At 42.5% G+C, this 14,352-nt stretch carries 13 protein-coding genes, 1 tRNA gene and 1 riboswitch; of the genes, 8 read left to right on the top strand and 6 right to left on the bottom strand.

The window, feature by feature from the left end:
- Positions 1-33: 33 nt before the first annotated feature.
- Complete coding sequence (locus HC660_RS15685; protein ID WP_168748613.1) at positions 34-1,020, bottom strand: scyllo-inositol 2-dehydrogenase; 987 nt, start codon at positions 1,018-1,020, stop codon at positions 34-36.
- Between the two features lie 181 nt (positions 1,021-1,201).
- Between HC660_RS15685 and HC660_RS15680 the strand changes: the two genes are divergently transcribed.
- The 3 genes from HC660_RS15680 to HC660_RS15670 all read left to right on the top strand — a co-directional run bounded on the left by HC660_RS15680 (position 1,202) and on the right by HC660_RS15670 (position 3,470).
- Positions 1,202-2,368 carry an AI-2E family transporter gene (locus tag HC660_RS15680; protein WP_010331631.1) on the top strand — a complete coding sequence of 389 codons (1,167 nt, stop codon included), beginning with the start codon at positions 1,202-1,204 and terminating at the stop codon, positions 2,366-2,368.
- A gap of 91 nt (positions 2,369-2,459) precedes the next feature.
- Entirely contained in the window at positions 2,460-3,290 is an 831-nt protein-coding gene (locus HC660_RS15675; protein WP_010331630.1) for an undecaprenyl-diphosphate phosphatase, read from the top strand.
- Between the two features lie 107 nt (positions 3,291-3,397).
- Positions 3,398-3,470, top strand: a tRNA-Ala gene (locus HC660_RS15670).
- A gap of 231 nt (positions 3,471-3,701) precedes the next feature.
- On the opposite strand, the gene HC660_RS15665 is transcribed toward HC660_RS15670, so the two are convergent.
- Positions 3,702-4,187 (bottom strand): cysteine dioxygenase, encoded by a 486-nt coding sequence (locus HC660_RS15665; RefSeq protein ID WP_168748612.1) that lies wholly within the window; start codon positions 4,185-4,187, stop codon positions 3,702-3,704.
- A 530-nt stretch (positions 4,188-4,717) separates the two neighbouring features.
- Between HC660_RS15665 and HC660_RS15660 the strand changes: the two genes are divergently transcribed.
- The 3 genes from HC660_RS15660 (at position 4,718) to HC660_RS15650 (ending at position 7,649) form a co-directional block, all read left to right on the top strand.
- The gene (locus HC660_RS15660; RefSeq protein WP_168748611.1) at positions 4,718-6,280 is read left to right on the top strand and encodes an MFS transporter; all 1,563 of its coding nucleotides are present in this window, start codon (positions 4,718-4,720) and stop codon (positions 6,278-6,280) included.
- 149 nt (positions 6,281-6,429) lie between these two features.
- Positions 6,430-7,278 carry an exo-glucosaminidase LytG gene (locus tag HC660_RS15655; RefSeq protein WP_010331627.1) on the top strand — a complete coding sequence of 283 codons (849 nt, stop codon included), beginning with the start codon at positions 6,430-6,432 and terminating at the stop codon, positions 7,276-7,278.
- 107 nt (positions 7,279-7,385) lie between these two features.
- Positions 7,386-7,649 carry a YiaA/YiaB family inner membrane protein gene (locus HC660_RS15650; protein WP_010331626.1) on the top strand — a complete coding sequence of 88 codons (264 nt, stop codon included), beginning with the start codon at positions 7,386-7,388 and terminating at the stop codon, positions 7,647-7,649.
- Positions 7,650-7,685: 36 nt separating this feature from the next.
- On the opposite strand, the gene ktrB is transcribed toward HC660_RS15650, so the two are convergent.
- The 4 genes from ktrB to cudC form a co-directional block, all read right to left on the bottom strand.
- Entirely contained in the window at positions 7,686-9,023 is a 1,338-nt protein-coding gene (ktrB, locus tag HC660_RS15645; protein WP_168748610.1) for a Ktr system potassium transporter KtrB, read from the bottom strand.
- A gap of 6 nt (positions 9,024-9,029) precedes the next feature.
- Positions 9,030-9,698, bottom strand: coding sequence for a potassium uptake protein KtrA (ktrA, locus tag HC660_RS15640; protein WP_010331625.1), 669 nt, complete (start codon positions 9,696-9,698; stop codon positions 9,030-9,032).
- Between the two features lie 71 nt (positions 9,699-9,769).
- A riboswitch (cyclic di-AMP (ydaO/yuaA leader) is annotated at positions 9,770-9,919 on the bottom strand.
- Between the two features lie 156 nt (positions 9,920-10,075).
- Positions 10,076-10,621: a biofilm surface layer hydrophobin BslA gene (bslA, locus tag HC660_RS15635; RefSeq protein ID WP_010331624.1), complete on the bottom strand. Its 546-nt coding sequence runs from the start codon at positions 10,619-10,621 to the stop codon at positions 10,076-10,078.
- Positions 10,622-10,829: 208 nt separating this feature from the next.
- Complete coding sequence (cudC, locus tag HC660_RS15630) at positions 10,830-11,372, bottom strand: transcriptional regulator GbsR (protein WP_010331622.1); 543 nt, start codon at positions 11,370-11,372, stop codon at positions 10,830-10,832.
- A gap of 200 nt (positions 11,373-11,572) precedes the next feature.
- On the opposite strand from cudC, the gene betB reads away from it, so the two are divergent.
- Positions 11,573-13,045: a betaine-aldehyde dehydrogenase gene (gene betB / locus HC660_RS15625; protein WP_168748609.1), complete on the top strand. Its 1,473-nt coding sequence runs from the start codon at positions 11,573-11,575 to the stop codon at positions 13,043-13,045.
- A 16-nt stretch (positions 13,046-13,061) separates the two neighbouring features.
- Positions 13,062-14,270, top strand: a complete 1,209-nt coding sequence (gbsB, locus tag HC660_RS15620) for a choline dehydrogenase (protein ID WP_010331620.1) — start codon at positions 13,062-13,064, stop codon at positions 14,268-14,270.
- Positions 14,271-14,352 lie beyond the last annotated feature (82 nt).

Below are 14,352 nucleotides of genomic sequence, written 5' to 3'. Positions count from 1 at the left end.
CGCCCGCGTGCAACATGCCGCGGGCGGTTTTTTTTAGGCTTGATCAGCAGGGTAGACAATCCCCATTTGTTTTCTTGCTTCTTCCATGATTTTCGCAGTGATCAAGGAGCGTTCATATGTATTTTCTTCAGATTCCTGCTTCTTCTCTTTCACGAGTGAAACAAATTCAGCCGCTTCGTAAAACATTGCCGGTTTAGGATCAGAGAGCGAAATGTTTTCCAGACGGCCGTCGCGATAGCGAATTTCCACTCGTTCAGGACGATGGATCGTATCCAACACAATTGTCCCGTCCTCTCCTTGGATTTCAGCAGGCGCGTAGGAAGTTGAGATTTTAGAATGCATCAGTACGGCCTCAAACCCGTCATATGAGAGAATGACGGTGCCTTCTCCATCAACGCCGGAAGATAAAGTGTAGCCGTTCGCTTTCACGGCTTTCGGCTCTCCAAACAGCACAACGGCAGGGTAAATACAATAGATGCCGATATCCATCAATGAGCCGTTAGACAGCTCAGGCTGAAACGCGTTCAAAACAGTTCCGTTTCTATACGCATCATATCTTGAAGAGTACTGACAGTAGCTTGCGGTAAATCTGCGGATTGAGCCGATTTTATGGAAGTGTTTTTTCAGCTCTTTAAAATTAGGCAGGAATGTGGTCTTCATTGCTTCCATGAGGACAACTCCATTCGCTTTAGCGGCTGAAATCATCTCTTCTGTTTCTCTGGCATTTGAAGCAAGCGGTTTCTCGCATAGCACATGTTTGCCATGATTCATAAAGAGGATCGCCTGCTCCTTGTGAAGAGCATTCGGGCTGGCGAGATATACAGCATCAAAGTCATCGCTTGCCGCCATTTTCTGGAGATCTGAGAAGGTTTGTGCAGCCCCATGCCGAGCAGCAAACTCAGCAGCGCGCTCAGGCGTTCTTGAATAAACGGCTGTAAGCTGAAAATCTTCAATTTCTGAAGCTGCTTCTAGAAAGCGGTCTGTAATCCAGTTGGTTCCTACTATTGCAAATCGTATCACTCATATCGCTCCTTTTGTATGATATAGCTAAATTATAGCTTAAAAAGGAGTAACTCACATGATAGATTACATCATATTTTTTTAGATAAGGAAGTTTTTCCAGCAATTAGCGGTTTTTATTTTTCATTATAGGTACGATAGTGTACAATTTACTTAAACTATGTATGACGGAGGAACGATAGTGGAGACGTTGCAAACATGGAGCGGCAGATTCAAGCGTTTTTTCTTGGACAACAAGTTTGTTCTATTTCTGCTTGTGCTGCTGCTGATTGGTTTAAATATTCTCGTATTTACAAAAACATCATTTATTTTCACCCCGATCATTGTTCTGCTCAAAACGATATCGCTTCCGATTATTTTAACAGGCATTGTTTTCTATCTGTTAAACCCTGTCGTTGATTTCCTTGAGAGAAGAAGAATCAGAAGAGTCTATTCCATTGTGCTGTTATATCTGTTGATTATCGGGCTGATCACGATTACGATTGTATCCATCATCCCCTTTTTAAAAGAACAAATTATGAGCTTGATTGACAACATCCCGAGATATGTGGATGTTGTTGAGAATCAGACAAAAGAGCTGATCGGAAGTAACTTTGTGAATCAGGCGCAGCAAACGATGAACATTAATATATCTGATCTCGCGACAAAGGTGTCAGATCAGGCAGCGACGATTGTAAACAGCACCTTTACCGGCGTTGGGAATTTTATCGGCGCCCTAACTGAGATTATCATTTCGATCGTGACAGTTCCATTTATTCTTTTCTATCTGTTAAAGGACGGAAAGAAATTGCCGATCTACATACTGAAGTTTGTACCGACACAATTAAAAGAACAAACATACACGGTATTAAGCGAAATGAATCATCGGCTGAGTTCTTATATCAGAGGACAGGTCATTGTCAGCTTCTGCATTGGATTTTTGCTGTTTATCGGCTATTTGATCATCGGACTGGATTACGCTTCGTTACTTGCCGTTATTGCGGCTTGTACAAGCATCGTGCCGTATTTAGGGCCGACAATCGCCATTACACCTGCGATTATTATCGCTATTGTGACATCGCCTCTGATGCTGCTCAAGCTCGTGATCGTTTGGACGATTGTTCAGCTTATTGAAGGGAAACTGATCTCCCCGCAAATTATGGGGAAAAACCTTCATATCCACCCAATCACCATTATTTTTCTGCTGTTAACTGCAGGCAAGCTGTTTGGTGTTATCGGAATTATTCTTGCCATTCCGGGTTATGCGGTTACCAAAGTCATTACGACACATTTATTTGACTGGTTTAAAATGCAGTCGCATCTATACGATGAAGAAAAAAATGAAAATGCAAAGAGTCATAAAGCATAAATTTCATTTATAGTTATATAAGACGGGCTTTCCATTTATGGAAGGCTCCCGTTATGTAAAAAATAAATGTCTAATGGGGAGAATTAAAATCATGACTCTATGGGAATTGTTTGTAGCTGCCATTTTAGGAATCGTAGAAGGGTTAACAGAGTACGCGCCGGTTTCTTCGACAGGACATATGATTATAGTGGACGATATCTGGCTTAAATCAGGCAGTCTCATGTCTGAGGAAGCTGCCAACTCATTTAAAGTTGTCATTCAACTTGGCTCTATTTTAGCGGTTGCCATCGTGTTTAAAGACAGGATTTTAAATTTGCTTGGCTTGAAAAAAAATATCACGAGTGACCAAGAGCATGGTCACAAGTTAAGCATTGCCCAAATCGCAGTAGGGCTTGTGCCGGCCGCGGTTCTCGGCTTTTTGTTTGAGGATTATATTGATGAATATTTATTTTCAGTCCGCACCGTGGCCATCGGCCTCATTGCCGGGGCAGTTTTAATGCTTGCGGCCGATTGGATTAATAAACGGAAAGAAACGACAGACACCCTAGACCGTATTTCATATAAGCAGGCAATCGGTGTCGGTTTATTCCAATGTCTTGCCCTTTGGCCGGGTTTCTCACGCTCCGGTTCAACCATTTCCGGCGGCGTTATTCTCGGATTGAATCACCGTGCGGCAGCCGATTTCACATTTATTATGGCAATGCCGATTATGATGGGAGCCAGCACCTTAAGCCTAGTGAAGCATTGGGACAGCTTAAGCTCAGATTTGATGCCATTTTTTATCGTCGGCTTTATCTGTGCCTTTGTTGTCGCGCTGTTTGTGGTCCGTTTCTTCCTAAGACTGATTAACAAAATCAAACTTGTTCCGTTTGCAATCTACCGAATCATTCTCGGCGTCATTTTGCTTTTGTTTATGATGTGAATCGAAAAATAAGGCTCTGGAAAGGGCCTTATTTTTTTCTGTCAATTAGAAAGGAACAGCTTGTTTTTCAAAAAAAAATCATCTATAATAAACATGACGTTACATACGGGGCCATAGCTCAGCTGGGAGAGCGCTACGCTGGCAGCGTAGAGGTCAGGGGTTCGAGCCCCCTTGGCTCCATACCTGTAAACCCTTATTCTATAAGGGTTTTTTTGTTTTTAATGGAAAGGTTTCATTCTGAACTCTTCTGTTGATCCAAATTCAAATATCCCCAGAAGCATTTCATTTTTAGTATATAAGGGGCGTATACATCTCTAACGATAAAGTCAGGTATTTCCTTCGTTAGGCTCCTGGGTTTGTTTTGAAAAATGACTGATAACAACTAATCAAGTAAAGCAGTTCACCTGTAAATCATGAATTTTCCAATACACCACTTTGTTCTTTAAAGACCGTCATGTCTTCCAAAGGGGGTGAGTACACATGAAGAGACACCATCCGTTCGGAAGTAGGATTGGACATTTTGTGAATTAACCCTTTCGTTGAAATAAGACATTCTCCTTTGTGGACAAAATATGAATTGGAGAGTTCTGCATGATCGCCGGTTGAGCGATAAATAGAATTGAGAAGTTTTCCTTCTAACACCATTGCACAACCAATGGATTGGCCATGATCGTGGACTGCTGTCTCCTTGTTTGGGGGAATGTGAATCAAGATCATTTCTAATTGATTGTTTCTATAAATGGCATTTCGGCCGTAAGCGTACTGGTCTGGCTCCTTTATATATCGTTGACTTAATTCTGACGCGTTTGGAATTTGTTTTAAAGAAGCTGCCAAATCTTTAACCGACGGATTTTTTAAGCCGCTAAACATTTCTTCGATATACTCATACAGTTCCATTCGTTTTTACCTCCCGGATCATTTAAATTGACTAGCATTGGTATTTCGCAGATTAGTTCATGGTATTTACCCATATGCAATTTAGAGGCGGCAAACGCCTAGTGAACAAAGAAAATTGTGCGGTCCATCTTATTCGAGTTTATTAGTTGGAATTTTGATAAAAACAGTGAATTGAAAGGTGCCGTCATGACCTAAGACGAAGACTGGAAGGATTTTCCGGTGAACTTTTAAAACGGCCTACTTTGAATCGCTTGAGGGAGCAAGCAGGGACTCATAAGTCACGATACCGTGCAAAAGGTGTTCAGGCTTTTGTTTTGTGCTTGAAATATGCGCCATTGACAAAACACAATCGATTTGGAATAATGTTTGAGTATATGCTCATTTTTTCACATATTATCATAAAATCATATCATTTCCCGTGATGGGGAGAGAACCAGAATAAAAGCTAATGGCATTCCAAAATCTATTAGCTTCTTTTGTATTCAAAAAAAGAAGTGTTCTTATGTATTCATACAGGAAGGAATGACAACATGAAGACAAAACACTATTGGGTGATTTCTTTGCTCGCTGTTTTAGCGGTCGGGCCGGGATTGATGTCTAACACGGCATTGTCGTCAGTTCAAGGCCTTGTTCAGAAGACGGTTGGAACAAGTGCCTTCACATCAGTAAATCCAATATTGATCGGCAATATGGCCTTCGCTTTATTAGTTCCGGCAGGGCCGCTGCTAAGGAAAAAATTCGGCGCCCGTCCGATCTATCTGGCTTCATTACCCGTTTTTATACTTGGCTCACTGCTCTTCGCATTTTCAAGCGATATTGCATGGATGGCGGCAGGACGCTTTTTACAGGGAGCGGCTACAGGTGTCATGCTGATGATTATGATTCCGATGCTTGTTCTGTCATTTCCGATTGAACGCCGGAATTACGCATTACTGGTGCTTATCGGCGGGTTCTATGGCTCTGTTATTATCGGTTCGATTTTAGGAACGATCGCGTTGAGCTACGGCCACTGGAGATGGCTGTTTTTTACCTTTGGCACACTGTCTTTGATCGGCATCGCAGTGAGTTATTTCTTTCTCTATGATGAGCATCATGGGGTAGTAGAAAAGGAACAGTCATCACTCGACAGAGCAGGAATCATTTTATCTGTATGTGTGGCCGCAGCCTCAGCGTTTACATTTATTATTCTGCAAAAATGGGGCTTGTCATCAGGTTATGTACGGGCTGGTTTTGGGGTTGCTTTATGTTTGCTCATCATACTGTTATTTGTAGAATATAAGGTAAAAAACCCTTTCATCTCTATTAAACAGATGCTGCTGCCTAAACCTGTGCTCGGTTTATTTATCATAGCGGCAGGAACGATTACGGTAGCTGTCAGCCTGGCAGCTTTTCAAGGCTTGCTTCGTCAAATGTATGATATTTCCCGAGATCATCTCATTCTTTTAAACATGACTCTATTGATCGGAGTGGCCATCGCGGCTATTGCGAGTGCTCTGTTATATGATAAAGTCGGACCAGGGATACTGGGGATTATAGGTTCTCTCATTCTCGTTTTTGTGAATGTTCAATGGCTTCATATGCAGTATCAATCATCTCTCTATGTGTTTGCGGCGCTGTTCATTATGCTGGCAGCAGGAACCGGTCTGACGGTCGCAGCAGGACTAATGGGAGCCGCTATGGGCGGCCCGCTTCCTGATTTGGTCAAAAGAATGACAGCTGTTCAGTTTTTAAGATTGTTTATCTATATGGGTGTGCCTATCCTGATCGGCTATTTCACGAAAAAGGATGCTGCCAGACAAAATGGATCAATGCAGGATGCGATGATGACTGCCTATCATGATCTCTTTTTGATTTCTTTTATCCTGAGCGTGCTGCTCGTTTGTTTATCGTTTTGTATGAACGCCACAGGTATGGGACACAAGCTGGCTCATAAGCCTCATGATAAAGGAAAACCAGCTCCGGAAAAACCAGCTGTTTCCGCACATGGATTGACAAAGGCTGCCGTAAAATCTCATAAAGTCATACATGATCAAGAATATCGTGATGCGCTCAGACATTTTAAACAGCACGGTCTTTCAAAAATAGATACTTGATCACTGCCTTTCCCTTGATGGGAAAGGCTTTTTGTGTACTCTCTCTCAAACTTTATCCCTAAAGAATTGAAAAATATTAGAAGTACAAGTAAAATTCTTAAAGGTAGATACTTTACACTCGTAATCTTTTAAATCGAAGGAAGGTTTTCATGGCCCGTAAAAAACTGAAAAAACGTAGACTCTTGATCTCTCTATTTTTCGTTGTATCGATTCCGCTAGCCTTGTTTGTTTTAGCGACAACTCTTTCAAAGCCAATTGAAACAGCCAAAGAACCGGAAGAAATTGATGAACAGCAAGTATTTATTGACAGCCTTTCCGGACATGCTCAAATTTTATATGAAAAATATCATGTTCTTCCCAGCATAACGATTGCTCAGGCCATACTCGAATCTGACTGGGGAAACAGCGAGCTTGCCTCTAAAGCCAACAACCTGTTTGGTGTAAAAGGAAATTATAAAGGACATCACGTCACCATGGAAACAGATGAATTTGAAAAAGGGGAAAGAAAAACGATCCGCGCGAAATTCCGCAAATACAGCACGTTTTTTGAATCAATGGATGATCACGCCAAATTATTTGTCCAAGGCACATCGTGGAATAAAAAGAAGTATAAGCCGGTGCTTGAAGCTGAGGATTATAAAGAAGCGGCAGGCGCTCTTCAAACATCAGGTTATGCCACAGACCCGGACTATGCTGGCAAAATCAGTGCCATTGTGGAAAAGTATGATTTAGATAAATACGATGAGGTGAATCCATCTCTGAAAGCTGTGGATTTAAAAGGGGCCATCAAAGACAGCGCCGTTCAAGATGTATGGTCTAAGCCTTCTACTGATGAACAATCCATTAAGCTGACCTCTGCGCAATCTTACGTTGGTAAAGATATAAAAGTTGTATCTAAAAAACAGAAAGGCCAGTCCGTATGGTACCAATTCCAAGTCAATAATAAACTGGTCGGCTGGATTGATGACTCAGCTGTTGAAATAAAGGAAGCAACCTGAGCCGTTTTTCCTGGTATTTTTATTTTTTTGTTCCATTCAGGGGAATTTGAGGTATAATATTCCACGGAAGTTATCACTTAATAACTATGCTTCAGGAGGGAACAAAGGTGCAGAAATATAGACGGAGAAACACGGTTGCCTTTACTGTATTAGCTTATTTCACTTTTTTTGCGGGAGTATTTTTGTTTTGTATTGGACTCTATAACGCTGATAATCTCGAACTCAATGAAAAAGGCTACTACATTGCAGTGATGATCCTTGTTGCGGTCGGCGCGATCCTTACACAAAAAGTGACGCGTGATAACGCGGAAGATAATGATATCATCGCGGAGCAGGAAAAAAGACAAAATCAATCTCATATTGAATCATAAAAAATCCGGCATGTAATATGCCGGATTTTTTTAACATCACCCAGTAAACACCTCGCCGTCAGGGTAACGAATATTTGATTTTTCTGTTTTCGCAAATGAAAAAACAAACGTCAACGGACCGATTCTTCCGATGAACATAATCGCAATAATGATGCATTTCCCCGCTGTTGTCAGTTCGGGAGTCAGCCCCATTGTCAGTCCGACCGTTCCGAAGGCGGAAAAGGTTTCAAAAACAATCTGGATAAACGGCGCTTGTTCTGTAATGGTCAGGACAAAAATGCCTATAAAGACGATGAACAAGCTGATAACACTGACTGCTAAGGCCTTAACGATGATCGGATATTTTATGGTACGGCGGAAAATAACTGTTTCTTTCTGCCCTCTTAAATAAGCGATGACAGACATTAAAATCACAATGAAAGTAGTCAGCTTAATACCGCTCGCCGTTGAGGCGCTTCCTGCTCCAATAAACATCAACAACAGGACAAATACAATGGTGCCTTCTCTCATGCTGCCAAAGTCCACAGAGTTGAAGCCCGCGGTTCTCGGCGTCACTGCCTGAAAATACGAAGCCCACAGTTTATCTGGTAAATGCAAGGAACCAAGCGTGCCGGGGTTGCTGTACTCTAAAATAAAGATGATCAGCGTAGCAGCAATATTTAAAATGAACGTTCCCGCAAGCATCAGTTTCGTATGTAATGAAAAGGCTTTGAAACGCCGATTTTTCAGGATGTCAAAAAGCACCGTAAACCCGATTCCCCCTGTGATAAATAAGAAAGTAATGACAAGGTTGACTGTAGGATCACCAACGTAGCTCATTAAATTATCCGGCCACAAAGAAAAACCGGCATTGTTAAAAGCGGATATCGCGTGAAACAGACTGGCAAACAATCCCGACGCCCAGCCATACTGGGGCACAAGCCGGATGGATAAGATCAGTGCGGCGATCAATTCGATACTGATTGAAAACAGAAACAGGACTTTGACAAGGCCTATCACGCCGCCGATTGTCGGCTGGTTTAAGGCCTCCCGGACCAGCATTCGTTCTTTCAATCCGATTTTTTTTCCTAAAATCATGACGATCAGAACAGCAAATGTCATAAAGCCAAGCCCGCCGACTTGAATCAGACCCATGATGACAGTTTGCCCGAACACCGTAAATTCTGTCCCCGTGTCAACAACTGCAAGCCCGGTAACAGTTGTGGCAGAAGCCGCTGTAAAAAGAGCATCTATCCATGACAACGGCTTCGCAGTAGAAATCGGGAGCTTTAACAAAAGAGAGCCGATAATAATAGTAAGAAAAAAACCAATCGCAAGCACTTGCGGGGGAGAAAAACGAACCCACTTGATTACAGTTTCCTTATGAAGTCTCACCTTTGTCTACATCCCTTCGTTTTCGAAGCGTTTAATATCCTTTTTATGACCCATCATCACCAGGCAGTCTTGTTCGTAAATCATCTCTTCCGGTGCAGGAGAAAGGCGAACATCTCCATTATGTTTAATTGCCAGGATGGTACATCCGTATTTCGCTCTAACATTCAGATCATGAATGGATTTGGAATTCAGTTTTCGTGTTGCCAGCAGCTCAACAATACTGTAATCATCGGATAAGTCGATATAATTCAAGACATTTTCATCAGAGAGACTTTGTGCGATTTTAACGCCCATATCCTTTTCCGGATGAATAATGCGGTCGGCGCCGATTTTTTCCAGCACCTTATGGTGATAATAATTTTGAGCCTTCACCCAAATATTTGGAATGTGAAGCTCTTTCAATAGCAAAGTGGTCAGTGTGCTCGCTTGAATATTCGCCCCAATAGCAACAACGACATATTCGAAATTACGAATTCCCAGTGAAAGCAATTCGTTTTCTTCAGTGGCATTGGCAATGACCGCATGGGTTGCGTAGGAAGCGAAGGCATTGACCTTTTCTTCATTAATATCAATGGCAAGGACCTCATGGCCCATTCTGTGAAGCTCTTTGCAAATGCTTCCCCCGAACCGTCCAAGCCCGATTACGGCAAATTGCTTGTTTTTTATTCTTCCCAATGTTCAAGACTCCCTTAATAAAATTAGCGTTTTGAAGTAAAAAAGACCATTACAAAGAATGGTCACAATAGACCTCCTCTCTGTATACGCCTACGAGGTTAGCTGTCGGATTAGGGATTCAGAGTACCCCTTCTTACTAAGTAAGATTCACCCCAAGGCCGTTTTGTGAAACAGCCAATCATTGGTTTCCCCGTTCGTTTTTGATTAAGCGGTAAAAGAGACTTTATGAAATTGAACACTCAAGAATTTACTCCTGTTTCTAGTGTTTGTCAATTTAAATTTAAAACAAGTGAAAAGATAGCTGGAAATAGAGGGAAAAGCGGGAGAAAGAAGTCAATAAACGTAAAAAAGACCGGCACAAAGCCGGCCCTCTGGGATTACTTACAGCCGCATGGCTGAGTCGGAGGTGTGCTGCGCTTAGCCACATCGATGCTGGCTTCCGCGTAAAATTTATTTCCGATGCTCAGTGATTTGTTTTCTGCACGGAAAGTATATGTACCAGCGGCAGGAAGTGTTTTGTTATTCAGTTTTAACTTAAATTCACCAGCGCCTAATAAATCAAGAGCCAGAGGTACTCTTACTGTTTTACCGTTATTGAGGATTTGTGTTTCGCGCAATGCATTTCCGTTCATCGTATCTTTTGTATTTGCTGTAAATCCGCTTGGCAATGTAAATTCCATTACGCCAAGGCTGAGAAGCGTGTTTGGACGGTATGTCAATTCGATATCAGAGAAAGACCATTCTGTTTTGCTCGTTCCTGTAATTGTTGCAAACAATGAAGCTGATGATTGAGTTCTCATCGTAGACTCAGTATGAGCAGAAGATGACTTAGATTCAGCTGCAAATGAAGCTGAAGGTGCAGAAACGAGTAAACCGAGACTTAATACACTGATAGCTAAAGAAGATAATAACTTGCGTTTCATAACAAAAATTCCCCCTAATAAGTGATAAAGATTAAAGGCCTGCCTCTGCTTTTCCACCTCCTCTTAAAGGCCAAATACAAATTTTACCTACATAAAATTACCATCAAATAAAATGGAAGTAAATGGGGTGTTTTTCCTGTATTTTTAAAATTTGTAGTAATTAAAGTGAAAAAACAAAAAAACGTCCGGTTTTCCAGACGTTTCTTAATTATTTTGTTTCAATTGGTATAAATTTAAAAATCTCTCCGCTCTGCACTGATTCAGCAAGACGTTTCAGCCAATCGTAGTAGGCTTTAGAACTTTCCAGCTGCTCGTATAAACGCTGCGCTTCATTCTTCATTTCCTCACTGAGCGTTTCCTTTTGCAATACCTCTTGTAAATCAGCCTGAGCCTCCTCAATTGCTGATACATTCACCTGAACTTCCCGTTCCCATTTTGGCGGAAAGAAATTTGTGAAAAATTTAAAGAAATCTTTTTCGGCTACAAATGTGTGCTTGCGGATGCCTCGGTGAAATGTCTTTTTCACGACATTTAAATCCTGCAGCTTTTTGACACCTGTACTCATACTGGGCTTGCTCATTTGCAGCTCCTCCCGCATTTCGTCAAGCGTCATCTCGTCCCGCATGTACATCGTTCCATATAATATCCCGACACTTCGGGTAATTCCGTAAAGATCCATTGTTTCAGCAATGGAGTCAATAACAAGATCCCGTGCCTGTTCTATAGCTGCAAATTCTGGATTTTCATCCATACTGACCCTCTTTTCCTTTAGAAAATTAAATTCGTTAAGTCATTTCTTTATGTTCTTTATCTTAACGAAACCTAGAGAAAAGTCAAAACGAAAAATCACAATTAGGGCTTTGACAGTTTAAAAACCATATGTTAGATTAAGGTTGTTAAAAACATTAAATTTTTATTTAACAAACTTTATTTTCGTCAAGGAGGACTTAGATGAGTCAAACATTATACATTGACGGTGAATGGATCAGTGCCGAAAAAGGGCAGGTCCGCAGTATTATTAATCCATTTAATCAAGAAGAAATTGCAACAGTTAGCGAGGGCGGACGTGAGGATGCCGTTAAAGCAATTGCTGCCGCACGAAAAGCTTTTGACACAGGAGAATGGCCTTCTCTTTCAGGGCTTGAACGCGGAAAAATAGTTCTGAAAATTGCGGAATTAATCAGACGCGATCTAGACGAGCTGGCCGAGCTCGAATCCCTTGATACGGGAAAAACACTTGAGGAAAGCAAAGCCGATATGGACGATATCGCCAATGTTTTTCAGTATTATGCTGGTCTGGCAGATAAAGATGGAGGAGAGATCATCTCATCTCCAATCCCTGATTCAGAAAGCAAAATCATCAGGGAGCCAATTGGCGTATGCGGACAAATCACGCCGTGGAATTATCCGCTTCTGCAAGCAAGCTGGAAAATCGCCCCGGCTTTAGCGGCAGGCAATACAATTGTCATGAAGCCGAGTGAGATCACACCGCTGACGACAATGAAAGTCTTTAAGCTGATGGAGGAAGCCGGAGTTCCAAAAGGTGTCGCAAACCTTGTGTTGGGACCGGGCGCCACAGTGGGTGATGAGCTTGCTGTAAACAAAGACGTTGACTTAATTTCGTTTACAGGCGGAATTGAAACAGGCAAAAAAATCATGCGGGCGGCAAGCGGCAACGTCAAAAAAATCGCGCTTGAGCTTGGAGGGAAAAATCCAAATATCGTTTTCAAAGACGCAGACCTGGAAGTCGCGGTTGATCAGGCGCTAAACGCTGTATTTTTCCACGCCGGCCAAGTATGCTCCGCCGGGTCCCGATTGCTTGTAGAAGAAGACATTCATGATCAATTTTTAGCAGAGCTTGTCAAACGGGCGAAACGCATTAAACTCGGAAACGGTTTTCACGAAGAGACAGAAAGCGGTCCGCTCATTTCCGCGGAGCACAGAGCAAAGGTTGAAAAATATGTAGAGATCGGACTGCAAGAAGGTGCAAAATTGGAGACTGGCGGCAAACGTCCGGAAGATCCAGCACTTCAAAATGGTTTTTTCTATGAACCTACCATTTTCTCAAACTGTACATCTGACATGAGAATTGTTCAGGAAGAAGTATTCGGGCCAGTATTAACAGTCGAGACATTCAGTTCTGAAGAAGAAGTAATCTCACTGGCGAATGATACGATTTACGGATTGGCCGGAGCTGTATGGTCGAAAGATATTGAAAAGTGCGAACGTGTAGCAGCCCGTTTGAGAATGGGGACGGTCTGGATTAACGATTTCCATCCGTACTTTGCACAGGCGCCATGGGGCGGCTATAAGCAATCCGGATTCGGACGGGAACTTGGAAAAATAGGGCTTGAAGAGTATACAGAAGTCAAACATGTATATCGCAACACAAAACCGGCAGCGGTTAATTGGTTCAATTCATAAAAGGGGGAGATTGATTATGACATTAAATATGAAAGTAGAAAGCATGCATAAATTTCACACATTTGAAATTCCGACTGTGATTAAGCACGGAATTGGCGCCATCAATCACGCAGGAAAAGAAGTAGCTGGACTGGGGGTTTCAAAAGCATTGCTTGTTACAGACCCGGGAATTTATAAAGCGGGCGTTGTAGATCCTGTGATCGAGTCATTAAAAGAGGCAGGCATTGAAGTGGTGCTCTTTAATAAAGTTGAGCCAAACCCTCCTGTACGGCTTGTAAATGAAGGTTCCGAGCTGTACAAAAAAGAGAACTGCAACGGCTTGGTGGCAGTCGGAGGCGGAAGCTCCATGGACACAGCGAAGGCCATTGGAGTAGAAGCGACTCACGAGGGAAGCGTACTTGATTATGAAGCAGCTGAAGGAAAGAAACCGCTGGAAAACCGCATTCCTCCGCTTACGACAATTCCGACAACCGCTGGAACAGGCTCAGAGGTAACGCAATGGGCGGTTATTACAGATGAAGAAAGAGAATTCAAATTTAACACAGGCGGTCCGCTGATTGCCGCGCATTTGACTGTGATTGACCCAGAGCTTCACGTCTCAATGCCGCCGCACGTAACAGCGATGACGGGGATTGATGCTCTCGCTCACGCCATTGAGTGCTACACAATGAAATTTGCGCAGCCGATTACAGACGCAGTGGCTTTGATGGCGATTGAATATGCCGCTCACTACATTAAGAGAGCATTTGCTGACGGAGAAGATCTCGAAGCTAGATACGGAATGGCACAGGCTGCTATGCTTGCCGGTCTTTCTTACGGCAGTGAATCAGCGGGTGCTGCCCACGCCATGAGCCAAACACTCGGCGGTATTATCCCGGTCGCTCACGGACAATGTGTGGCGGCAATGATGGGCCCTGTTATGGAATACAACTGGAAGGGCTATCCGGAGAAATTTGCCCGCATCGCAAAAGCGTTCGGTATTGATACAAGCCAGATGACAACAGAAGAAGCTGCAAAAGCATCTGTCAACTGGATGTACGATCTTGTGAAAGAGTTAGAAGTACCGACTTTAGAAGAACAAGGGGTATCACCTGACATGATCGAGCGCTTGTCAAAAGAAGCAATGAAAGATCCGCAAACCTTCGGAAATCCTAGAGATTTAAATGAGAAAGCATATAACTGGATCTACAAACGCTGCTTTAATCTTACGCCAAAAACTGTATAATGCGATAATCCCGCTCCTTTACAGAGCGGGATTTTTTTGGATAATTGAACATAAGTGACAATCCTAAAGACAAAGGACGGTG

The sequence above is a fragment of the Bacillus mojavensis genome (assembly GCF_012648005.1).
Taxonomy (GTDB): Bacteria; Bacillota; Bacilli; order Bacillales; family Bacillaceae; genus Bacillus; species Bacillus mojavensis.
This window is presented reverse-complemented; position numbering and strand designations above follow the sequence as displayed.